At 73.1% G+C, this 22,140-nt stretch carries 14 protein-coding genes; 6 read left to right on the top strand and 8 right to left on the bottom strand.

Annotated features, from left to right (window positions below):
• Positions 1-264: 264 nt before the first annotated feature.
• Together NOCJ54_RS0116210 and NOCJ54_RS0116205 are read right to left on the bottom strand one after the other, a co-directional pair.
• Positions 265-3,183 carry a bifunctional [glutamine synthetase] adenylyltransferase/[glutamine synthetase]-adenylyl-L-tyrosine phosphorylase gene (locus NOCJ54_RS0116210; protein ID WP_028656328.1) on the bottom strand — a complete coding sequence of 973 codons (2,919 nt, stop codon included), beginning with the start codon at positions 3,181-3,183 and terminating at the stop codon, positions 265-267.
• A 35-nt stretch (positions 3,184-3,218) separates the two neighbouring features.
• Positions 3,219-4,559 (bottom strand): glutamine synthetase family protein, encoded by a 1,341-nt coding sequence (locus NOCJ54_RS0116205; RefSeq protein WP_028656327.1) that lies wholly within the window; start codon positions 4,557-4,559, stop codon positions 3,219-3,221.
• A gap of 186 nt (positions 4,560-4,745) precedes the next feature.
• On the opposite strand from NOCJ54_RS0116205, the gene NOCJ54_RS0116200 reads away from it, so the two are divergent.
• Positions 4,746-5,507, top strand: a complete 762-nt coding sequence (locus NOCJ54_RS0116200) for a hypothetical protein (protein ID WP_028656326.1) — start codon at positions 4,746-4,748, stop codon at positions 5,505-5,507.
• An 83-nt stretch (positions 5,508-5,590) separates the two neighbouring features.
• Here NOCJ54_RS0116200 and NOCJ54_RS0116195 read toward each other — a convergent pair whose 3' ends face one another.
• Positions 5,591-7,633: an NAD(+) synthase gene (locus NOCJ54_RS0116195; RefSeq protein ID WP_028656325.1), complete on the bottom strand. Its 2,043-nt coding sequence runs from the start codon at positions 7,631-7,633 to the stop codon at positions 5,591-5,593.
• Between the two features lie 72 nt (positions 7,634-7,705).
• Here NOCJ54_RS0116195 and NOCJ54_RS0116190 point away from each other — a divergent pair, with 72 nt between their 5' ends.
• The 3 genes from NOCJ54_RS0116190 to NOCJ54_RS0116180 all read left to right on the top strand — a co-directional run bounded on the left by NOCJ54_RS0116190 (position 7,706) and on the right by NOCJ54_RS0116180 (position 10,754).
• Positions 7,706-8,173 carry a VOC family protein gene (locus tag NOCJ54_RS0116190; protein WP_028656324.1) on the top strand — a complete coding sequence of 156 codons (468 nt, stop codon included), beginning with the start codon at positions 7,706-7,708 and terminating at the stop codon, positions 8,171-8,173.
• Positions 8,174-8,592: 419 nt separating this feature from the next.
• Positions 8,593-9,456, top strand: coding sequence for a 3-methyl-2-oxobutanoate hydroxymethyltransferase (gene panB, locus NOCJ54_RS0116185; RefSeq protein WP_028656323.1), 864 nt, complete (start codon positions 8,593-8,595; stop codon positions 9,454-9,456).
• An 80-nt stretch (positions 9,457-9,536) separates the two neighbouring features.
• Positions 9,537-10,754 (top strand): PQQ-dependent sugar dehydrogenase, encoded by a 1,218-nt coding sequence (locus NOCJ54_RS0116180; protein WP_028656322.1) that lies wholly within the window; start codon positions 9,537-9,539, stop codon positions 10,752-10,754.
• A 31-nt stretch (positions 10,755-10,785) separates the two neighbouring features.
• Here NOCJ54_RS0116180 and NOCJ54_RS0116175 read toward each other — a convergent pair whose 3' ends face one another.
• Together NOCJ54_RS0116175 and NOCJ54_RS28440 are read right to left on the bottom strand one after the other, a co-directional pair.
• Entirely contained in the window at positions 10,786-12,813 is a 2,028-nt protein-coding gene (locus tag NOCJ54_RS0116175; protein ID WP_028656321.1) for a M3 family metallopeptidase, read from the bottom strand.
• Positions 12,810-14,102, bottom strand: a complete 1,293-nt coding sequence (locus NOCJ54_RS28440) for a hypothetical protein (protein ID WP_157514933.1) — start codon at positions 14,100-14,102, stop codon at positions 12,810-12,812. Before NOCJ54_RS28440 ends, NOCJ54_RS0116175 begins: the two co-directional genes overlap by 4 nt.
• 170 nt (positions 14,103-14,272) lie before the next feature.
• On the opposite strand from NOCJ54_RS28440, the gene NOCJ54_RS0116165 reads away from it, so the two are divergent.
• On the top strand, positions 14,273-14,938 hold the full coding sequence (locus NOCJ54_RS0116165) for a thymidine kinase (RefSeq protein ID WP_028656319.1): 666 nt from the start codon (positions 14,273-14,275) through the stop codon (positions 14,936-14,938).
• Positions 14,939-14,968: 30 nt separating this feature from the next.
• On the opposite strand, the gene NOCJ54_RS0116160 is transcribed toward NOCJ54_RS0116165, so the two are convergent.
• From NOCJ54_RS0116160 to NOCJ54_RS0116150, 3 genes are all read right to left on the bottom strand, one after another.
• Positions 14,969-16,135: an alkaline phosphatase family protein gene (locus NOCJ54_RS0116160; protein WP_232221810.1), complete on the bottom strand. Its 1,167-nt coding sequence runs from the start codon at positions 16,133-16,135 to the stop codon at positions 14,969-14,971.
• Positions 16,128-16,721, bottom strand: coding sequence for a DUF5998 family protein (locus tag NOCJ54_RS0116155; protein ID WP_232221809.1), 594 nt, complete (start codon positions 16,719-16,721; stop codon positions 16,128-16,130). Before NOCJ54_RS0116155 ends, NOCJ54_RS0116160 begins: the two co-directional genes overlap by 8 nt.
• A 73-nt stretch (positions 16,722-16,794) precedes the next feature.
• Entirely contained in the window at positions 16,795-19,518 is a 2,724-nt protein-coding gene (locus NOCJ54_RS0116150) for a bifunctional acetate--CoA ligase family protein/GNAT family N-acetyltransferase (protein ID WP_232221808.1), read from the bottom strand.
• 105 nt (positions 19,519-19,623) lie between these two features.
• Here NOCJ54_RS0116150 and NOCJ54_RS0116145 point away from each other — a divergent pair, with 105 nt between their 5' ends.
• Positions 19,624-22,137, top strand: a complete 2,514-nt coding sequence (locus NOCJ54_RS0116145; protein ID WP_028656315.1) for a DNA gyrase/topoisomerase IV subunit A — start codon at positions 19,624-19,626, stop codon at positions 22,135-22,137.
• The last annotated feature ends 3 nt before the right edge of the window (positions 22,138-22,140 follow it).

Below are 22,140 nucleotides of genomic sequence, written 5' to 3'. Positions count from 1 at the left end.
AGCGCCGAGCCCTCCGCCGGCGGTTGAGGTGCGAGGCGCCCCAGCGCCGAGCCCTCCGCCGGCGGTTGAGGTGCGAGGCGCCCCAGCGCCGAGCCTCGAAACCACCGGCCATGGTGCACCGGACTGTGCCCACGACAGTCCGCCCGACAGGCCCGGAGGTTTCGAGGCTCCTCGCTGGCGCTCGTCGCACCTCAACCACCGGGGCTCGCTCCTCGCTGGCGCTCGTCGGCCCTCGACCGGGCGCGAGGAGGCGACGCGCTCGCGCTACTCCCAGAACACCCGGTCGACGACGGCGCGGGCGTGGCGGGTGGTGCGGAGGTAGTCGTCGAGCAGGCGGTCGGTCTCGTCGGTCTGGTAGCCGAGGATCCCGGCGACCGACCGGCGCTCGAGGGTGCCGCGCGGGAACTGGTCGCTGCCCCGGCCGCGGGCCAGGACCATCGCGTTGCGCACGCGGGTGACCATCCGCCAGGAGGTGGCGAGGGTCTGGGCGTCCTCGCGGGTGATGAGGTCCGCCTCGGCCGCCGCCTCGAGCGCGGCGAGGGTCTGGGCGGTGCGCAGCCCGGGGACCTCGGCGCCGTGCCGCAGCTGCAGCAGCTGGATGGTCCACTCGATGTCGGCCAGTCCCCCGCGGCCGAGCTTGAGGTGCAGCGCGGGGTCGGCGCCGCGCGGCAGCCGCTCCTTGTCCACGCGCGCCTTGATCCGGCGCACCTCGACGATGTCATCCGCCGACAGCCCGCCCTGCGGGTAGCGCAGCGGGTCGACCATGGCGGTGAACCGCTCCCGCAGGCCGGGGTCACCGACGACGGCGTCGGCGCGGAGCAGGGCCTGTGCCTCCCACACGTGCGACCACTTGGCGTAGTAGGCGGCGTAGGCGTCGAGGGTGCGCACCAGCGGGCCCTGCCGACCCTCCGGACGCAGGTCGGCGTCGACCACGAGCGCCGGGTCCGGGCCGGGGGCACCGAGCACGCGACGCACCTCCTCGGCGACGACGCGGGCGAAGGTGGCGGCCTCGTGGCTGTCGACGCCCTCGACCGGCTCGTGGACGAAGAGCACGTCGGCGTCGCTGCCGTAGGAGAGCTCGAAGCCGCCGTACCGGCCCATCGCGACGATCGCCATCCGGGTCGGCGGCTCGTCGAGCCCGCGGGTGCGGGCCGTCGCCTCGATCGTGCCCTCGAGGGTCGCCGCGAGGGTGGCGTCGGTGAGCCGGGTGAGCGCGAAGCCGACGTCGGCGACGTCGATCAGGCCGAGCACGTCGGCGGCCGCGATCCGCAGCAGCTCGCGGCGCCGGACGGCACGCACCGCGCGGACGCCCTTCTCCAGTCCTTCCTGGCGGCGGCCGGTCGCGAGCATCTCCTCGGTCATCGCCTCGGCCGTCAGCGGGGCGAGGTCGCCGGCGAGCAGCTTGACCCCGGCAGGCTCGCGCTCGAGGAGGTCGGTGCAGTAGCGCGAGGTCGCGAGCAGGTGGGCGAGCCGCTCGGCGACCTCCCCCTCGTCGCGCAGCGTGGAGAGGTACCACGGCGTGCTGCCCAGGGCCTCGCTGATCCGCCGGAAGCCGAACAGGCCCCCGTCGGGGTCGGGGGCCTCGGCGAACCACTGCAGCATCGCGGGCAGCAGCGTGCGCTGGATCGCGGCCGTCCGGCTGACGCCCGTGGTCAGCGCCTGCAGGTTGCGCAGCGCGGCCTGCGGGTCGGCGTACCCGAGCGCGGCGAGCCGGGCGCCGGCAGCCTCCGGGGAGAGGCGCACCTCGTCGGCGCCCATCCGCGCGACGGCGCTGAGCAGCGGCCGGTAGAAGATCTTCTGGTGCAGGCGGCTCACCTCACGGCGGTGGCCCTGCCAGGTCTCGTCGAGCCGCTTCTCCGACTCCTTGAGGAAGCCGAGGCTGCGGCCCAGGCGGCGCAGCGCCGCGTCGTCGGAGGGTACGACGTGCGTGCGCTGCAGCCGGTGGAGCTGGATGCGGTGCTCGAGGGTGCGCAGGAAGGCGTAGGCGCGGTGCAGGGACTCGCCGTCCTCGCGACCGACGTACCCGCCCTCGGTGAGCCGGGCCAGCGCGCTGAGCGTCGTGGGCGGGCGGATCCGCTCGTCGGCGCGTCCGTGCACCAGCTGCAGCAGCTGGACGGCGAACTCGACGTCCCGCAGGCCGCCGGCGCCGAGCTTGAGCTGGCGGTCGGCCTCGCGGGCCGGGATGTGGTCGAGCACCCGGCGCCGCATCGCGCGGGCCGCCTCGACGAAGCCCTCGCGGTCCGCGGCCGACCAGACCATCGGGCTGACCATGTCGACGAAGGCCTGGCCGAGCTCGAGGTCCCCGGCGACGGGCCGCGCCTTGAGCAGCGCCTGGAACTCCCACATCTCCGCCCAGCGCTCGTAGTAGCCCTGGTGGCTGGCCAGCGTGCGGCTGAGCGGACCGTTCTTGCCCTCGGGCCGCAGGTTGGCGTCGACCGGCCAGATCGTGCCCTCGGCGGTGTGGTCGGAGCAGACCTGCATCAGCTGCGCCGCCAGCCGGGCGGCCACCCGCTCGTCGCCCTCGTGCACGAAGACCACGTCGACGTCGGAGACGTAGTTGAGCTCGTGGCCGCCGCACTTGCCCATCGCGATGACCGCCAGGCGGGTGTCGTCGGCGGCCTCGCCGAGCCGGGCGCGGGCCACGGCCAGCGCGGCCTCGAGGACGCCGCCGGCCAGGTCGGAGAGCTCGGCAGCGGCGTCGTCGACACCGAGGTGGTGGGTCAGGTCGCGCGCCGCGAGGCGGAGCAGCTGGCGGCGGTACTCGACCCGCAGGGCGTCGACGGCCTCGCGGTCGGGCTTGCCGGTGACCGCCTCGAGCAGCCCGGCCCGCATCGCCCAGGCGGCCGGGCGCGTGCACCCGAGCCGCGAGTCGGTCAGCTCCCGCCAGTGCTCCGGGTGGGTGGCCAGGTGGTCGGCGAGCGCCGCGCTGGCACCAAGCACGCCGAGCAGCCGCATCGCGGTGCCCTCGTCGTCGGCGAGGGCGGCCAGCAGGTCCTCGGCGTCCTCGGCCGCGTCCACCAGCCGGCACAGGCCGTGCAGTGCGGCGTCCGGGTCGGCCGTGCGCCCGAGGTAGGCCAGCAGGTCGACGCCGATCGCGCCGAGCTCGGCCAGGTGCTCCTGCGCCCGGTCGAGGTCGACGAAGCCGAGCCGCAGCAGCTCGGTGCGCTGGCTGGCGCGGTTCATCGGCTGGCGCCGTTCATCGGCTGGCCCGGGTCATCTCACAGGACAGGCAACATGCTGTCGCGCTCGAAGACGGAGACCTGTCCGCGGTACTCGTCCCACTCGGCCCGCTTGTTGCGGAGGAAGAAGTCGAAGACCTGCTCCCCCAGCGTCTCGGCGAGCAGCTCGGAGTGCTCGGCGATGCCGATGGCCTCGTTGAGGTTGCGCGGCAGCGGCTCGATGCCGAGGCTGCGGCGCTCGCGCTCGGTGAGTGCCCACACGTCGTCCTCGGCCTCGCGGGGCAGCTCGTAGCCCTCCTCGATGCCCTTGAGGCCCGCGGCCAGCACCGCGGCGTACGCGAGGTAGGGGTTGCAGGCGGAGTCGATCGTGCGCAGCTCGACGCGCGTGGACTGGCCCTTCATCGGCTTGTACATCGGCACCCGGACCATCGCCGAGCGGTTGTTGTGGCCCCAGCAGATGTACGACGGCGCCTCGCCGCCGAACATCATCCGCTTGTAGGAGTTGACCCACTGGTTGGTGACGACGCTGATCTCGCTGGCGTGCCTGAGGATGCCCGCGATGAACTGGCGGCCGGTCTTCGACAGCTGGTACTCGGCGCCCGCCTCGTAGAAGGCGTTCTGGTCGCCCTCGAAGAGCGAGAGGTGCGTGTGCATGCCCGACCCGGGGTGGGTCGTGAACGGCTTCGGCATGAAGGTCGCCCACAGGCCCTGGCTCAGCGCGACCTCGCGGATGACCGTGCGGAAGGTCATGATGTTGTCGGCCGTGGTCAGCGCGTCGGCGTAGCGCAGGTCGATCTCCTGCTGGCCCGGGCCGGCCTCGTGGTGGCTGAACTCCACCGAGATGCCCATCGCCTCCAGCATGGTGATCGCCTCGCGGCGGAAGTCCGAGCCGTGCGAGTGCGCCGCGTGGTCGAAGTACCCGCTGCGGTCCATGGGCACCGGCTCCTGGCCGGGCTGAGGCTCGTCCTTGAACAGGTAGAACTCGATCTCGGGGTGCGTGTAGAACGTGAAGCCCTGCTCCGCCGCCTTGCCGAGGGTGCGCTTGAGGACGTTGCGCGGGTCGGCGTACGACGCCGATCCGTCCGGCATCACGATGTCGCAGAACATGCGGGCGGTGGCCGGTCCCTCGGCGCTGCGCCACGGCAGGATCTGGAAGGTCGTGGGGTCCGGGAGGGCGAGCATGTCGGCCTCGTAGACGCGGGCGAAGCCCTCGATGGCGGAGCCGTCGAAGCCGATGCCCTCGGAGAAGGCGCCCTCGAGCTCGGCGGGCGCCACCGCGACCGACTTCAGGAACCCGAGCACGTCGGTGAACCACAGCCGCACGAACCGGACGTCACGCTCCTCGAGCGCCCGGAGAACGAAGTCTTCCTGCTTGCCCATGGCTGCAGCCTAGGGGGCAGCCGCAGCGGCGTGGACGCGGGATTCCCCCGTGGCGCCGATTTGTGTCGGACCCTGCGGCGACGGTGGTGCCCGGTTGCTCCCGCGACCGACCTCCCGGGCCCCCGTGGGCCCCGGCCGGGGACCCGGCCGAGCGAGGTCCCGACACCACCATCGAAGGGGACGACGATGTCCAACTTCTCGAGCCGGGTCGCTGCCGTTGCCGTCGGCAGCGCGATCCTGGTCACCCTGGGCGCCACCGGCGCCACCGCGGCGAAGCTCATCACCTCCGCGCAGATCCAGAACGGCACGATCCGCAGCATCGACGTCAAGGACGGCTCGCTCGTGGGGGGCGACGTCCGCGACGGCAGCATCACCGGCGCCGACCTCCGCAACGGCTCCGTCACCAGCGCCGACATCAAGGACGGCGCCGTCCGGCTGGCCGACCTGAGCCAGGCTGCGAAGGACGCGCTCACCGGCGCCGCCCCGGCTGTGCCCGAGGGCGTCACCGGCGTCGAGGTCGCCACGCTCGACGCGCCCGTGGTCGTGGACAAGATCGGCGGCCCGATCAACGCCAACAACACCGACCTCGACCTGGGCTTCGAGCTGCCGGCCGGCACCTACCTGGTCACGGTCGACGGCGCGTTCCTCAGCGACGTGGCAGCACAGGACCCGGACGTCGACGTCTACCCGCAGCTGTCGCTGTGGCTCGACAAGAGCGGCGACGGCGCCTTCCAGTGGCAGAACGGCGAGGGCTCGATCAGCCCCAACGCACTGATGCCCACGGCGGCCGACCGGCACATCTCGGTCAGCGGCTCGACCGTGATCACGCTGGACGCGCCGACCCGGGTCGGCCTGCTGGCGTTCGGCTACGACGGGCAGCAGGGCACGGCCCGCTCCGGCGAGATCAAGGTGTCCGAGGCGACGCTCACCGCGACGCCGCTCGGCTGACCGGTCGAGGGACCCCGCCGGCGTCGGTCCGGCCGCACCCGCGGTCGGGCCGGCGCTGCTGCGGGTCCCCGGGCAGGGCGAGCTCAGGCCTCCGGCACGTTGGCCAGCTCGGCCAGCCAGGCGGCCGCACTGGCGTCCGACGGCATCCGCCAGTCGCCGCGCGGTGACATGGTGCCGCCGGGGCTGACCTTCGGCCCGTTCGGCAGCGCCGACCGCTTGAACTGGCTGCTGAAGAAGCGCCGCACGAACACCTCGAGCCACCGCCGGATCGTCGCGAGGTCGTACGACGAGCGCCGCTCCTCCGGGAAACCCGGGGGCCATTCCCCCGTCTCCGCGTCCCGCCACGCGTGCCAGGCGAGGAAGGCGATCTTGCTGGGTCGGTAGCCGCGGCGGATGACGTGGTGCAGCGTGAAGTCCTGCAGGGCGTAGGGGCCGACGGAGTCCTCGGTCCGCTGCTCGCCGCCGGGGATCAGCTCGGGGGTGATCTCCTGGTCGAGGATCTCCTGCAGCACCTTGTCCGCATCGTCGTCGTAGTGCCCGTCGTGCAGCTGGTCGGAGTCGATGACCCACCGGATCAGGTGCTGGATCAGCGTCTTCGGCACGCCGGCGTTGACGTTGTAGTGCGACATCTGGTCGCCCACGCCGTAGGTGCACCAGCCCAGCGCCAGCTCGGACAGGTCACCGGTGCCGAGCACGATGCCGCCGCGGTGGTTGGCCAGCCGGAACAGGTAGTCGGTGCGCAGGCCGGCCTGCACGTTCTCGAAGGTGACGTCGTAGACCGGCTCGCCGCCGGAGAACGGGTGCCCGAGGCCCTCGAGCATGGTCCGCGCGGCCGGGCGGATGTCGAGCTCCTCGAAGGTGCAGCCGAGCGCCTGCGAGAGCCGGGTGGCGTAGGACTTCGTGGTCTCGCCGGTCGCGAACCCCGGCATGGTGAAGGCGTGGATGTCGCTGCGCGGGCGGCCGAGCCGGTCCATCGCCTTCGCCGCGACGATCAGGGCGTGCGTGGAGTCCAGTCCACCGCTGACGCCGATGACCACCTTCGGCTGCCCGATCGCGGCGAGCCGCTGCTCCAGCCCGGAGACCTGGATGTTGTAGGCCTCGTAGCAGTCCTGGGCGAGCCGGGCCGGGTCGTCGGGCACGAACGGGTAGCGGTCGATCTTGCGCCGCAGCCCGATGTCGCCTGTCGGCGGCTCGAGGTCGAACTCGACGACGTCGAAGTCACCCTCGGCGATGCCGGCCGCGCGCCGGTTGTCGTCGAAGGTGCCCTGGCGCATCCGCTCCTGGCGCAGCCGGTCGAGGTCGACGTCGACGACCGTGCGGCGCGGCCCGTCCGGGAAGCGCTCGCTCTCGCCGAGCAGGTCACCCATCTCGTAGACCATCGTCTGCCCGTCCCAGGACAGGTCCGTGGTCGACTCGCCCTGCCCGGCAGCGGCGTACACGTAGGCCGCGTTGCAGCGCGCGCTCGCGCTGCGGGCCAGCAGGTGGCGGTCCTCGGCGCGGGCGACGGTGATCGGGCTGCCGGACAGGTTGGCCAGCACGGTCGCGCCGGCGAGCGCGGCGTGGGCGCTCGGCGGGACCGGCACCCACATGTCCTCGCAGATCTCGACGTGCAGCGTCAGCCCCGGCAGGTCGGCGGCACGGAACAGCAGGTCCGGGCCGAAGGGCACCTCGGCGCCGCCGACGACGATCCGCTCCCCACGCTGGTCCTCGCCGGAGGCGAACCAGCGCGCCTCGTAGAACTCGCGGTAGGTCGGCAGGAAGGACTTCGGCGCGACGCCGAGCACCGACCCGCGGTGGATGACGACGCCGCAGTTGAACACCCGGTTGCCCTTGCGCAGCGGCGCGCCGACCACGAGCACCGGCCGCAGCTCGCGCGAGGCCTCGACCAGCTCGCCGAGGGCGGCCTGCACCGCCTCGAGCAGCGTGTCCTGGAGGAAGAGGTCGTCGACGGCGTACCCGGTCAGGCCCAGCTCCGGGAAGACCGCGACCGCGACGCCGTCGTCGTGGCAGGCGCGCGCCTGCTCGAGGGTGCGGGCGGCGTTGGTGGCGGGGTCGGCGATGGCGACCGGCAAGGTCACCGCCGCGACGCGGGCGAAGCCGTGGGCGTAGGCGGAGTAGAAGTCCACGACCGGAGTCTAGGGACCGGTCGCCGGCGGGCTGCGCGATGAGTACGGCGCCCGGGCCCGGTCTCCCCCGGCATGAGCATCGTGAGCACCCGGATCCAGCCCTGCCTCTGGTTCGACGACCAGCTGGAGGAGGCAGTCCGGTTCTACACCTCGATCTTCCCGAGCTCCTCGATCGGTCACCTGACCCCGCTGGTCGGCGAGTTCACGCTCGACGGGCTCACCTTCCGCGCCATCAACGGCGGCCCGGACCTCCGCTTCTCCGAGGCGGTCTCCTTCGCGGTGACCTGCGCCGACCAGACCGAGGTCGACTACTACTGGGACTCCCTGGTCGACGGCGGCGAGGAGTCCGCCTGCGGCTGGCTCCGCGACCGCTACGGCCTCTCCTGGCAGGTGGTCCCCGCCCGCCTCTACGAGCTGGTCACGGACCCGGACCGGGCTCGCCGGGAGGCGGCGACCCGGGCGATGCTGGGGATGCGCCGCCTCGTCGTGCGCGACCTCGAGGCCGCCGCCGACGCCGCGTCCCCCGCCGCCAGCAGTTGACCCCACCGCCGAGCCCACCCGCCGGTGGTGGAGGTGCGAGGCGTCGTTCAGCACGTCCACCGCCGCTGGTTGAGGTGCGAGGCGTCGTTCAGCACGTCCACCGCCGCTGGTTGAGGTGTGAGGCGCCCCAGCGCCGAGCCTCGAAACCAGCAGCGGCCCGCTGCGCCGGACTGTGCCCACCACAACCCGCCCGACAGGCCCGGAGGTTTCGAGGCTCCTCGCTAGCGCTCGTCGCACCTCAACCACCGGGAGTCCGCCACCTACCGGAGGCGACCGCGACGCGCTCGCGCGGACAACGAGGCGCCGTGATGAGGCACACAGCGCGCTCGGAGCATGGTGCGGACTAGCCTCGTGGTTGTCCTTCACGAACGTGGACCCGCAGCGGCGGGCCGCGAGTCACGAATGAACGGAGCTCGACGATGAGCAGCACCCCCGAGGAGACCGCCCCCTACGGTGGCGACACCGCGCCCGCAGCCTCCCCCACCCCGATCAAGCGGGTCCGCACGCACCACCTGCGTGAGATGAAGGAGCGCGGCGAGCGCTTCTCGATGCTCACCAGCTACGACCAGCTGACCGCGCAGGTCTTCGACGAGGCCGGCATCGAGGTGCTGCTCGTCGGCGACAGCGCCTCCAACAACGTGCTCGGCAACAGCACGTCGATCCCGGTGACGGTCGACGAGCTGCTGCCGCTGACCCGGGCGGTCAGCCGCTCCGTGACGCGCGCGCTCGTGGTCGGCGACCTGCCGTTCGGCAGCTACCAGGCCTCGCCCGAGCAGGGCTACCTCACCGCCGCGCGGTTCATGAAGGAGGGCGGCGCGCACTGCGTGAAGCTCGAGGGCGGCGTCGAGATGGTGCCGCAGATCGAGCGGATGACGCGCGGCGGGATCCCCGTCATGGCGCACATCGGCTTCACCCCGCAGTCCGAGCACGCGCTCGGCGGCTACCGGGTGCAGGGCCGTGGCGACGCCGCGGAGCGGGTGCTGCGCGACGCCGAGGCGGTGCAGGAGGCGGGCGCGTTCGCGGTCGTCATGGAGATGGTGCCCGGCGACGTCGCGGCCGAGGTGACCGCGAAGCTCACCATCCCGACCATCGGCATCGGCGCCGGCAACCAGTGCGACGGCCAGGTCCTCGTGTGGCAGGACGCCTTCGGCCTGCGCACCGGCCGCATGCCCCGCTTCGTCAAGCAGTACGCCGACCTGCGCTCGGTGCTCCTCGACGCGGCGCGGACCTACGACGCCGAGGTCAAGGACGGCAGCTTCCCCGCCGCCGAGCACACCTTCTGATCCCCCGCTGATCCCCCCGCCGATCCCCCGCTCATCCGTGACTGCCCCCGGCGGTGCGCCCACCGGCGTACCGTCGGGGCATGCGGACCCGAATCGCCGCCGTCGCGGCCGCCGTCCTGCTGGTCCCGACGGTCGCGTGCGCCGACGCCGGTGACCCGCCGGCACCGGACACCCGCGGCGTCGCCTCGAGCGCCGTCGACCCGGCCACGCCCGGAGCGGGACGTGCGGCGCCGGCGGCCCGGGCTGCGCTGCCGCGGCTGCGGGTGGAGGTCCTGGCCGAGGGCCTCGACCACCCGTGGGAGGTCAAGCAGCTGCCGTCGGGCCACCTGCTGGTCACCCAGCGGGAGCGGCGCACCCTCACCCTGCTGAACCTCTCCGGTGGCAGGCGGAACCTCGCCTTCCCGAGTGCCCGGGTCTGGGCGCAGGGCGAGACCGGCCTGATGGGGCTCGAGGTCGACCCCGCGTTCGCCAGGAACCGGCGCATCTACACCTGCCAGGGCTGGCGCACCGGGTCCGGACGCCACGACATCCGCGTCAGCGCCTGGACCCTCGACGCCGCGCTCACCCGGGCGCGGCTCGTGAAGCACCTCGTGACCGGGCTGCCCTCCAACAGCATCGGCCGCCACGGCGGCTGCCGACTGCTCGTGCCGCGCAACGGCACCCTGATGATCGGCACCGGTGACGCCGCCGTCGGCACCAACCCGCGCAACCTCGACTCGCTGGGCGGCAAGGTGCTGCGCGTCAACCGCTTCACCGGCGCCCCCGCCCGCGGCAACCCGTGGTTCGGCCGCACCGGCAAGCGGCGCCTCGTCGTCACCTTCGGCCACCGCAACGTGCAGGGCCTGGCCCAGCGGGCCGACCGCACGCTGTGGGAGGTCGAGCACGGCTCGTACCGGGACGACGAGGTCAACCGCCTCGGTGGTGGCCGTGACTACGGCTGGCACCCGGTGCCGGGTTACGACGAGAGCGTCCCGATGACCGACCAGCGCCTGCCCGGGCAGCAGACCAACGCCCGGTGGCGCTCCGGGGACCCGACCATCGCCGTGTCGGGCGCGGACTTCGTCGTCGGCGCCGCCTGGGGCGGCTACCGCAACAGCCTCGCCGTCGCGGTGCTGAAGGACCAGCGGCTGATGTTCCTCCAGCTCGACCGCAACGGGGTGCGCCAGTGGGTGCGCTTCCCCGCCGCGCTGCGCACCTGGGGCCGGCTGCGCGACGTCACCACGTCACGCCAGGCCCTGCTGGTCACCACCGACAACGGCGGCGGCCGGGACGTGGTGCTGCGCGTCCGACCGCGCTGAGCACCGCGGGTCCGGCCGGCACCGGCGTCGCTCAGTCCAGCCCTCGGCGGGCCAGCAGCGGCTCGATCGGTGCCGGGCGGCCGCGCCACTCCAGGTAGGACGCCAGCGGGTCGCGGGTGCCGCCGATCCCGATGACGTGGCGCAGGTAGGCCTCGCCGTTCTCCCGCGTCAGGCCGCCGTTGTCGCGGAACCAGGCCACGGTGTCGGCGTCGAGGACCTCGCTCCACACGTAGGAGTAGTAGGCGGCGGCGTACCCGGAGCTGAACGCGTGGGCGAAGTACGGCGTCGAGTAGCGCGGCGGCACCGCCGGGTTGTCGAGGCCGACGGCTGCCAGGACCTCCTGCTCGAAGGCCGGCACCGCCTCCGGGTCGGTCGGCACCTCGTCGGGACCGAGCTCGTGCCAGGCGAGGTCGATGAGCGCGGCGGCCAGGTACTCGCTGGTCGCGAAGCCCTCGTTGAAGGTCTCGGCGGCGCGCAGCCGTTCGACGACCTCGGCCGGGATCGGCGCGCCCGTCTCGTGATGGACCGCGTAGCTGGCGAGCACCTCGGGCCACAGCTGCCACATCTCGTTGACCTGCGAGGGGTACTCCACGAAGTCGCGGAACACCGCGGTGCCGGCCAGCTTCGGGTAGGTCGCCTGCGCGAGGAGCCCGTGCAGCGCGTGGCCGAACTCGTGGAAGAGGGTCCGGGTCTCGTCCCACGTGAGCAGCGTGGCCTCGCCCTCGGCGGGCTTGGGGACGTTCAGGTTGTTGACGACCACCGACGTCCCGGTGCCGAGGAGTCCGCACCGGGTGACGAAGCTGCTCATCCACGCTCCGCCGCGCTTGGAGTCGCGGGTGTAGAGGTCGAGCAGGAAGAGCCCGACCGGGGTGCCGTCGCGGGTGACCTCGAAGACCCGCACGTCCGGGTGGTAGCCCGCCAGGTCGTCGCGCTCGGCGAAGGCCAGCCCGAACAGCCGGCCCGCGGCGAAGAAGACGCCGTCCTGCAGCACCCGCTCGGCCTCGGACCACGGGCGCAGGGCGGCGAGGTCGACGTCGTGCTCGGCGGCGCGGACCCGCTCGGCGTAGAACGGCCAGTCCCACGGCTCGACGTCGAAGCCGGCCTTCGCCGACAGGGCGGCCTGCTCGCGCCGCGCGTTGCGGGCGGCCGGTGCCGCCAGCTGCTCGAGCAGCGCTCGTACGGCGGCCGGCGTGCCGGCGGTGTTGTCCGCGGTCACCAGCGCGGCGTGGTTGTCGAAGCCGAGCAGGCGGGCGCGCTCGGCACGCAACCGGAGGATGTCCAGCGCCAGGGCCCGGGTGTCGTGCTCGCCGCCGCGGCTGCCGCGCGAGCGCTGGGCCACCGACAGCCGCTCGCGCACGGACCGGTCGGTGAGCGCGGCGAGGTGCGGGTGCGCGGTGGGAAGGACGAGGGTGAGCAGGTACCTGTCGTCGAGGCCGCGGGCGGTGGCGGCGGCCGCGGCGGCCGACACCTCCCCCGGCGTCAGGCCGTCGAGCTCGGAGGCGTCGTCCACCACGAGCGCCAGGTCGTTGCTGTCGGCCTGGAGCGCCAGCTCGAAGGCGGTCTCCTTGCTGGAGATCTCGCCGTTGAGCTCGCGCAGCCGGGCCTTGTCGTCCTCGTCGAGGGCGGCGCCGGCGAGGCGGAGCTCGGCGACGTACCGCTCGACGAGGTACGCCGCCTCGGGGTCCAGCCCGCTGGTGTCGGCTGCGACCGCCTGGACCCGCTGCCACAGCGCCGCGTCGAGCTGGATGGCGTCGGCGTGCGCCGCGAGCCGGGGCGCGAGCTCGGCCCGCGCGGCATCGACGGTCGGGGAGGAGTCCGCGCTGGCCTTGTTGTAGAAGACCCGCATCACCCGGGAGAGCGCAGTCCCGCTGAGCTCGAGCGGGACGATCGTGTTCTCGAAGGTCGGCGGCTCGGGGTCGGCGGTGATCGCGGCGACGGCGGCGAGCTGCCGGGCCATCGCCTCCTCGATCGCAGGCGCGTAGTCCTCGTCGCGGATCTCCGCGAAGGGCGGCAGCTGGTGCGGCAGGTCGCTCGGCTCGAGCAGGGCGTGCGTCGTCACTCCGTCACTGTAGTGACGGGCTCCTCGTCGGCGGGTGCGTCCGGCTCGGTCGACGGTTCGGGCTCGCCCGCCTCGTCCTCCGGCGCCTCGTCCTCCGGCTCCTCGGCCTCCGGTGCGGGCTGCTCGGTCGGTGCGGGGCCGGCGGTCGGCTCGGTGGACGGCTCGGGCTCCGGGGTCGGCTCCGGCTCCGGGGTCGGCTCGGGCTCCGTCGACAGCTCGGGCTCCGGGGTGGGCTCCGGCTCCTCGCTCGGGTCCTGCTCCGGGTCGTCCGTCAGCAGCGGGCTCGCGCCGCGGCCACCACCCGGTCGGGCGTCGGCAGGGCCCGAGCGCGGGACCGGCCGGGCCGTGGGCCGGGTCGCGTGCGTCGTGCGTGCGGACCGCGCCACCTCGTCGTCCTTGCGGCCGCAGTCGCACAGCTCGGCGAGGCCACCGTCGGGCACGTAGCTCATCGGCAGGGCGACGGCCAGCGCGTGGCTCTCCATCTCCTCGGCGTAGAGGTCGACGAGGGCGAGCACGGTGTCGGCGTACCCCTTGGCCTGGTTGAAGGACGCCAGCGCCTTGCGCAGCTCCTTCTCTTTCGACAGGTCCGCACGCGAGGAGCAGAGCAGGACGCTCAGGCCGAGCGCGGCGTCGTCGAGGTCGTGGGGGTTGCGGCGGGCGTCGCTGTCGGCGTCGACCGCGACCGCGGACCAGGTCGCCGGCAGCAGGCCCAGCGGACCGACCGGCGCGTCCCAGCGCCGGTTGCGGTCAAGCTTGCCGCCGTCGGTGTCGCTGACCTTGTTGCGCCCACCCCGGCCGTCCTGGGGCGTGCCGATGATCGCGGGACGCACCAGCCCGGTGTCGCTCACCGAGCCGGAGAGGTCCTCGCGCTGGCCGTGGTTGGACTCGATGCGGCCGATGGCGGCCAGGACGAGCCAGTCGATGTTGCAGCCGGCGGCGCCGTCGATGATCGAGGCCGCGCGCTGGTAGGCCAGCAGGGCCGCGGGCGGCGCGTCGAGCACGGCGCCGTCGTAGCCCGCGGCCGCGCCGACGGGCGCACGGACCGCGGTCGGCACGTGGGCGACCTGCTGCGGCGTCCCGGCCGTGGGCGGCACGTCGGCGGGCGCGTCCTCGAGGGCCGGGACCTCCTGCTCGGCGGCACCGGAGTCGGTCGTGGAGGTGGTCGCGGTCGGGATGCCGCGGCCGGTGACACCGGTCAGCGTGAGCACGAGCGCCAGCGCGGCGACGAGCCCGAAGACACCCAGCGTGCGCCACAGCCAGCGACGGGCCGGGCTGGTGGAATCCCCCATCACCACCGCACCTCTCCTGAGGAAGATCGGACTCGTCCCAGTGTTCGCCCTCATCCGGTTCTTTGCAGCACTTTCCGTCGATCTCGCGGCGGGACGTAGGTCACGACGGCGTTCGCACGCGGAGCACGGCGCGTTCTCCATCGCATCCGATGGATGAGAGGATGCCGCCCGTGGCCGAGCTGATCTTCCGTACCGGGACCATGGACGCCGGCAAGTCGACCCTCGCGCTGCAGACCAACCACAACCACGCCGCCCGGGGCCGCTCCGGGCGGCTGTTCACCTCGCACGACCGCGCCGGCCAGGCCCGGGTGTCGTCGCGGCTCGGCCTGACCGCGCTGGCGCAGGAGGTCGAGCCGGGCTTCGACTTCTGGCGCTACACCGTCGACGCCCTCACCCAGGGCGCGCGGATCGACTACTTCATCTGCGACGAGGCGCAGTTCTACACGACCGAGCAGATCGACCAGCTCGCGAAGGTCGTCGACGAGCTGCAGATCGACGTCTTCTGCTTCGGCATCCTCACCGACTTCCGCACCCGGCTCTTCCCGGGGTCGGCACGGCTGGTCGAGCTGGCCGACCGGACCGAGGTCCTCCAGGTCGAGGCGCTGTGCTGGTGCGGCAAGCGGGCCACCCACAACGCCCGCACCGAGAACGGCGTCATGGTCACCGAGGGCGAGGTGATCGTCGTCGGCGACGTCGACTCCGAGCCGGCCGCACCCGCGGACGCGGACGTCGAGGTCGCCTACGAGGTGCTCTGCCGCCAGCACCACCGCCGACGGATGACCGCGGCCCGGGCACGGGCCGTCAGCCTGTCGCCGGAGCCGCTGCCGTTCGCCTGAGCCACCGACCCGGTCGCGGTCCCCGTCGATTCAGTCGACGAGGACCGGGATCAGCATCTCCTCGGGCGTGAGCGAGCCGTGCATGCCGATCAGCTTCGCCTCGTAGGGGAAGCTGTCGGTGGCGAGCACGGCGAAGTCGTCGCGGCAGGCCACGACGACGTCGCCGATCCGTGGCAGCACCGACGGGTCCACGGCGCCGAACCAGCCGCGGCCGATCGCCTCGGCCCGGGTGAGCACCTCGGCGCGCTGGCCGACCACCTCGCGCCAGGTCGCCACGACGTCCGGCACCGCACCACCGGTGCAGTAGAGGTGGCGGAAGCGGGCCTCGCCGCCGACGATCGCGACACCGGAGCGGAGGTCGTCGTGCGCCGACACGTCGATCCGGGAACCGTCGGCGACGTCGACCATGCCGTGGTCGGCGACGACGACCATCCGGCGGTCCGCGGGCAGCGCCTCGCGGAGCTGCTCGGCCTCGTGGTCGATCATCGCGAGCTGCTGGAGCCACTGGGTGGAGGCGACGCCCCAGCGGTGGCCGGTCCAGTCGAGGTCGCCGTCGTAGACGTAGGTGAGGGTCGGCTGGCGCGGCCCCGGGCGGGAGGCTGCGACGACGGCCGCGATCCGCTCCCCCACCTTGTCGACGCCGACGTAGTCCGCGCCGCGGTGCGCGGCGACGGTCAACCCGCTGCCGTTGAACTCCCGCTTGTTGACGACGGTCACCCGCACCCCGGCCGCCTGCAGCGCCGCGAAGGCGGTGGTGTGCGGCTGCCACTGGGCCGGGTCCACGTCGTGGTCCCACAGCAGGGCGTTGAGCAGCTCGTCGGTGCCCGGGATCCGGGTGGTGAAGCCGACCAGGCCGTGCGCGCCGGGCGTGAGCCCGGTGCCGAGCGAGGTCAGGGACGTGGAGGTGGTCGACGGGACCCCGGCCGTCGCCGGGCTCGAGGTGGCCAGCAGCGAGGAGAGGTACGGCGCCGCGTGGGCGTAGCGCTCGAGCAGCCGGGCACCGAGGCCGTCGATGAGGAAGACGACGTACGACGCCGCCTCGGGCAGGACCAGACCGGACGGTGCCGGGCCGAGCGGGGCGCCGAGCGCGTGCGCCGCGGCCGGCACCAGGTCGCCGAGCGAGCGGACGCCGTACGCCGGCTCGCAGAAGGCCGCCGGCCCCGGTTCCGCGCCCGGGTCGGCCACCTGCTCAGCCACGGGTGAGCGCGGACAGGGAGGCGGCGAACGAGAGCAGCCCGCCCACCGCGTCCGAGCCGTCGGCGGCCGCCGAGACCCGCAGCGAGAAGTCGTCGGAGGACAGGGTGCCGGTGTAGCCGTGGTCGGCCTCGCACTGCGGGTCGTCGCACCCGGCCGGCTCGAGGTCGACGCGGCTCACGGCGCCCCAGCCGATGGTCAGCACGGCCTCGGCCGGAGGGCGCGGCCCGGCCGTCGGGTTGGTCGTCATCCGGGTGACCACCACCGACGCCACCGCGCTGAGGCTGACCGCCTCGGTCGACGTCGAGGTGTAGGGCTCGGGCAGCAGGTCGTCGCCGGCGTGCTCGTCGGTGTGGGCGAGGATGAGCCGGGTCGGGGTCAGCACGACCACCGTCTGGTGGCGGCGCACCTCGTCGCGCTCGAACGTCGGCTCGTGGTGGACGTAGAAGGACACCACCGGCTCCCCGCCACAGGCATCGGTCACCGCGTCGGCGACGACCTCGGGGTAGTAGCCGGTGCGGTTGATGGCGGTGTGGAGCTCGGCCATCCGGTCCCGGTGGTCACCAGTGCGCGCACGTGCGTTCGGCATGGGTGGAATCCTCGCACGACCGCCCTGCGCCCCACCGGGACGGGGGCGCACGCCGCTGGTCGCGGTGCGAGGCTCAGTCGGGGATGGTCGTGATCAGGTCGGGCATCCGCCGCACGAACGAGTCCGGGCGGGGGTCCTTGACCGCGGCGACCCGCGCGGTGGCGGTCAGCACCCGGGCCCCGTCGACGCCGGCGAGCACCAGCGAGAGCTCGAGGGAGCTGACCTGCGGCAGGTCGTTCTGGAGCTCGGCGACGCGGGTGATCAGGTCCTCGATCGCGGCGACGTCCACAGCCTCGGCACCGCGGTAGCCGAAGAGCAGCGGCGCGCTCTTCACCTCCCGGATCATCGCCGAGACCTCGTGCTCCCCCAGCGGCGGGATCCGGTAGGACCAGTCCTGAAGCAGCTCGATGACCGGGCCGGAGATGCCGAAGGAGACGACCGGGCCGAACAGCGGGTCCTCGAACGAGCGGACGGCGATCGGGACCCCGGTGGGGGCGTTGCGCTGGACCACGAACCGGCCCGTCGCCGGGTCCACGAGGCGGCACAGGTCGTCCCAGGCCTCACGCATCTCGGCCTCGTCGTCGATGTTGCGCCACACGTGGACCTGGTCGGGCCGCTCGCGGACCGACGGCAGGGTCGACTTGAGCACGACGTTCCAGCCGAGCGTCTCCCCCGCGGCGACCGCGTCGTCGACGTCCCTGACCTGCAGGGTCGGCCACAGCTCGATGCCGTAGGCCGCCAGCAGGCGCGTCACCTGGTCCTGGTCGAGCTCGACCTCGCGGTCGGCGGCGACCACGGCGGGGTCGGACAGGATCCCGTTGACCAGCCGGCGGGCAGCGCGGACGTCGACGTCCTCGGCCTCGGCCACCTTCCCGTCGGGGTTCTTCAGCCACACCGCGTAGTCGACGACCCGGGCCAGGGCCCGCACCGCCGCCTCGACCGCGGGGTACGACGGCACGGAGCCGCGTCCCGCGGAGGAGCCCGCGACGTCGGGCACCCGCAGCAGCTCGGGGATGCCCTCCGCGCCGAGGAAGGACGACACCAGCGGCTTGTCCGACTGCTCGCCGACCGCGGCGAGCACGTTGGCGACCTCCTCGCCGCTGACGTCGAGCGGCGGGATGTAGACGGCGATGACGGAGTCGACGTCCGGGTCGTCGATGGCGTCGTCGAGCGCGTCCTCGAAGTCCTCCGCGGTGGCGTCGGCGCCGAGGGCGACGGACCGGTTGACCACCAGCCCGACGGCCGAGGCGGCGTCGGCGGCGAGCAGGCCGAGCGCGTCGGAGTTGCCGACGATCGCGACCCGGCGCCCGCGCGGCAGCGGCTGGTGCGCGAGCAGCTGGGCGACGTCGAACATGTCGTCGAGGGTGTCGACCTGGATCACGCCGGCCTGGCGGAACATGGCGTCGACGGCGGCCTGCGGGGCACCGATCCGGCGGACCGCGTGGCCCATCGGCACGCCCTGGGTCGTCCGGCCGGACCGGACCGCGACGATCGGCTTGCGCTTGGAGACCCGCCGCGCGATGCGGGAGAACTTGCGCGGGTTACCGATCGACTCGAGGTACATCATGACGACCTCGGTGGCGTCGTCCTCCTCCCAGTACTGCAGGAGGTCGTTGCCGGAGACGTCGGCGCGGTTGCCCGCGCTGACGAAGGTCGAGATGCCCAGGCCACGGTTCTTGACCTTCTCCAGGATCGCGGAGCCGAGGGCACCGGACTGGCAGAAGAAGCCGGCTCGACCGCGGTTGGGCATGACCGAGGAGAGCGAGGCGTTGACCTGCACGGTCGGGTCGGTGTTGATCGCGCCGAGGCAGTTGGGGCCGATCAGGCGCAGGCCGTAGGAGCGGCACAGCCCCGCGAGGTGGCGCTGCCGGCGGCGGCCCTCCTCGCCGGTCTCGGCGAAGCCGGAGGAGATCACGATCAGCCCGTGGACACCCTTGTTGGCACAGTCGAGGACGACGTCGGTCACCGCGTCGGCCGGGACGGCGACGACCGCGACGTCGACGTCGTCGGGGATGTCGTTGACGTTGCGGTAGGCCGGCAGGCCGGAGACGGCGGGCGCGCTGGGGTTGACGACGTAGACGCGCCCGGTGAAGTCGGCCATCACCAGGTTGCGGACGAGGACCTGGCCGATGGTGTCCTGACGGCGGCTGGCACCGATGATCGCGACCGACTTGGGGTGGAAGAAGCGGTGGATGGAGGCGGCCTCGGCGGCGTGCTCGCGGTCGCGCATCACCCCGATCGCGGTGTCGGTCGGGTCGATCGGGAACTCCAGCGTGATCACGCCGTCGTGGTAGCCGCTGGCGACGCGGTAGCCGGCGTCGCGGAAGGTCTGGATCATCCGGGTGTTGTCCGGCAGCACCTCGGCGGTGAACCGCTCGATCCCCCGCTCCCGCCCGGCCTGGGCGAGGTGCTCGAGGAGCAGCTGGGCGATGCCGCGCCCCTGGTGCCCGTCCTCCACGAGGAAGGCCACCTCGGCCTCGCCGTCACCCACGGCGTCGTACCGGCCGACGGCGATCATCTTCTCCTGCAGGATCACGATGAGCGCGACCCGGTCGACGTGGTCGACGTGGGTGAACCGGCGCACGTCCCGCTCGGAGAGGACCGGCATCGGCGAGAAGAAGCGGTAGTACTTCGACTCGTCGGACACGCGGGAGTAGAACTCGACGAGGATCTCGTCGTCCTCGGGCCGGATCGGCCGGATGTGGGCGGTGCGGCCGTCGCGGAGCAGGACGTCGCCCTCCCAGTGCGCCGGGGGCGCGACGATCTCCTGGGTCGGGGTCGCGTCTCCGGCGGTCACAGGGAGAAATCTATCGGGCAGCCCCGCACGCGCCAGAGCCGCGTCCGGTGACAGACCGGACCCTCCTCCGCGGAATCATCGGGGCGACCAGCGAGAATGGGTCCCATGGCACGGCGCACCAGGCAGGAACCCCTCCCGGAGGACTTCGAGGAGCACATCCTCGACACCGACATCCGCGACGAGATGCAGTCGTCGTTCCTGGAGTACGCCTACTCGGTCATCTACTCCCGGGCGCTGCCGGACGCCCGCGACGGCCTCAAGCCGGTGCAGCGCCGGATCCTCTACACGATGAACGACATGCGGCTGCTCCCCGACCGCGGCCACTCCAAGTGTGCGCGCATCGTCGGTGAGGTCATGGGTCGCCTGCACCCGCACGGCGACGGCGCGATCTACGACGCCCTGGTCCGCACCGCCCAGCCGTGGGCGCTGCGGCTGCCGATGGTCGACGGCCACGGCAACTTCGGCTCCCCCGGCGGCGAGGACCCCCCGGCGGCCATGCGTTACACCGAGGCCCGGATGGCCCCGGCCGCGGTCGCCATGACGGAGTCGATCGACGAGGACACCGTCGACTTCAAGCCCAACTACGACAGCCGCGAGTACGAGCCGACCGTGCTGCCCTCGGCGATCCCGAACCTGATCGTCAACGGCACCACCGGCATCGCGGTCGGCATGGCGACCAACATGGCCCCGCACAACCTGGTCGAGGTGGTCCAGGCGCTGCGCCACCTCATCCAGCACCCGAAGACCGACGTCGAGGGCCTGATGCGGTTCATCCCGGGCCCCGACCTGCCGACCGGCGGCAAGATCGTCGGCCTCGACGGCATCCGCGACGCCTACGAGACCGGTCGTGGCTCGTTCAAGATGCGCGCCACGGCCCGGATCGAGACCGTCGGGCGGCGCAAGGGCATCGTGGTGACCGAGCTGCCCTACAACGTCGGGACCGAGAAGGTCATGGAGCGGATCAAGACCCTGGTCCAGTCCAAGAAGATCCAGGGCATCGCGGACATGAAGGACCTCACCGACCGCGAGAGCGGCCTACGCCTGGTCATCGAGGTCAAGAACGGGTTCGTCCCGGAGGCCCTGCTCGAGCAGCTCTACAAGCTGACGCCGATGGAGGACTCCTTCGGGATCAACAACGTGGCCCTGGTCGACGGCCAGCCGCGGACGCTGGGCCTCAAGGAGATGCTGGAGGTCTTCCTCCAGCACCGGTACGACGTGGTGCGCCGCCGCTCCCAGTTCCGCCGCGGCAAGAAGGCCGACCGGCTGCACCTCGTCGACGGCCTGCTCATCGCGCTGCTCGACATCGACGAGGTCATCCAGGTCATCCGGACCAGCGACAACTCCGCGGCCGCGAAGGAGCGGCTGATGAGCGTGTTCGACCTCTCCGAGCTGCAGGCCGAGTACATCCTCGAGATGCAGCTGCGCCGGCTCACCCGCTTCTCCCGCCTCGAGCTGGAGAAGGAGCAGGAGACGCTGCGCAAGGAGATCGAGGAGCTCGACGCGATCCTCGCCGACGAGGGCCTGCTGAAGAAGGTCGTCTCGACCGAGCTGGCCGAGGTCGCCAAGACCTACGGCACCCCGCGTCGTACCGTCCTGCTCGAGTCGGCCGGCACCGCCGTCGCCGCCGCGGCCACCCCGCTCGAGGTCCCCGACGACCCGTGCTTCGCACTGCTGTCGTCGTCCGGGCTGCTGGCCCGCACCTCCGGCGCCGACGAGCTCGGCACCGGCGGAGGACGGGCCAACCACGACGTGGTCGTGTCCGCGGTGCGCACGACGGCCCGAGCCGACATCGGCGTGCTCACCTCCGCCGGCCGGCTCCTGCGGCTCTCGGTGCTCGACCTCCCCGCGATCCCGCCCTCGGCCAACGAGCCGAACCTCCAGGGCGGCCTGCCGCTCAGCGAGATGCTCGAGCTGGCGGCCGGCGAGCGGGCGCTCGCGCTGACCACCCTGGTCGGGGACGGCCCCGGCCTGGCGCTGGGCACGAAGCTGGGCGTGGTGAAGCGGGTCAACCCCGAGGTGCTCAACAAGGACGAGTGGGACGTCATCTCGCTCAAGGACGGCGACGAGGTCGTCGGCGCCGTCCAGCTGACCACCGGCGCCGAGGAGCTGTGCTTCGTCACCTCCGACGCCCAGCTGCTCCACTACACCGCCGACACGGTCCGCCCGCAGGGCCGCTCCGGCGGCGGCATGGCCGGCATCCGGGTCGCCGACGGCGAGCGGGTCGTGTGGTTCGGCGCGCTCGACCTCAACGCGCCGGGCGGCGTGGTGCTGGTGACGGCGTCCGGCTCCTCGACCGCCCTGCCCGGCACCGAGCCCGGCTCGGTGAAGGTGACCGACTTCTGGGAGTACCCCGCCAAGGGCCGGGCCACCGGCGGCGTGCGCTGCCACCGGTTCCTGAAGGGCGAGGACGCCCTGGTCTTCGCGTGGGCCGGTCCGGCCCCGGCCCGGGCGGCCGCTGCCAGCGGCGCACCGGTCGACCTTCCCGAGTCCGGCGGGCGCCGGGACGGCTCCGGCGTGCCCGGCAGCCAGCCGATCGTCGCCGTCGCCGGACCGCTCACGGCGAGCCCGGCCGTCGCCGCGACCTCCCCCGGTGCGGCCTCCACCGATGTGTCAGGGTGACCC

Source organism: Nocardioides sp. J54, assembly GCF_000519005.1.
Classification (GTDB): domain Bacteria; phylum Actinomycetota; class Actinomycetes; order Propionibacteriales; family Nocardioidaceae; genus Nocardioides.
This window is presented reverse-complemented; position numbering and strand designations above follow the sequence as displayed.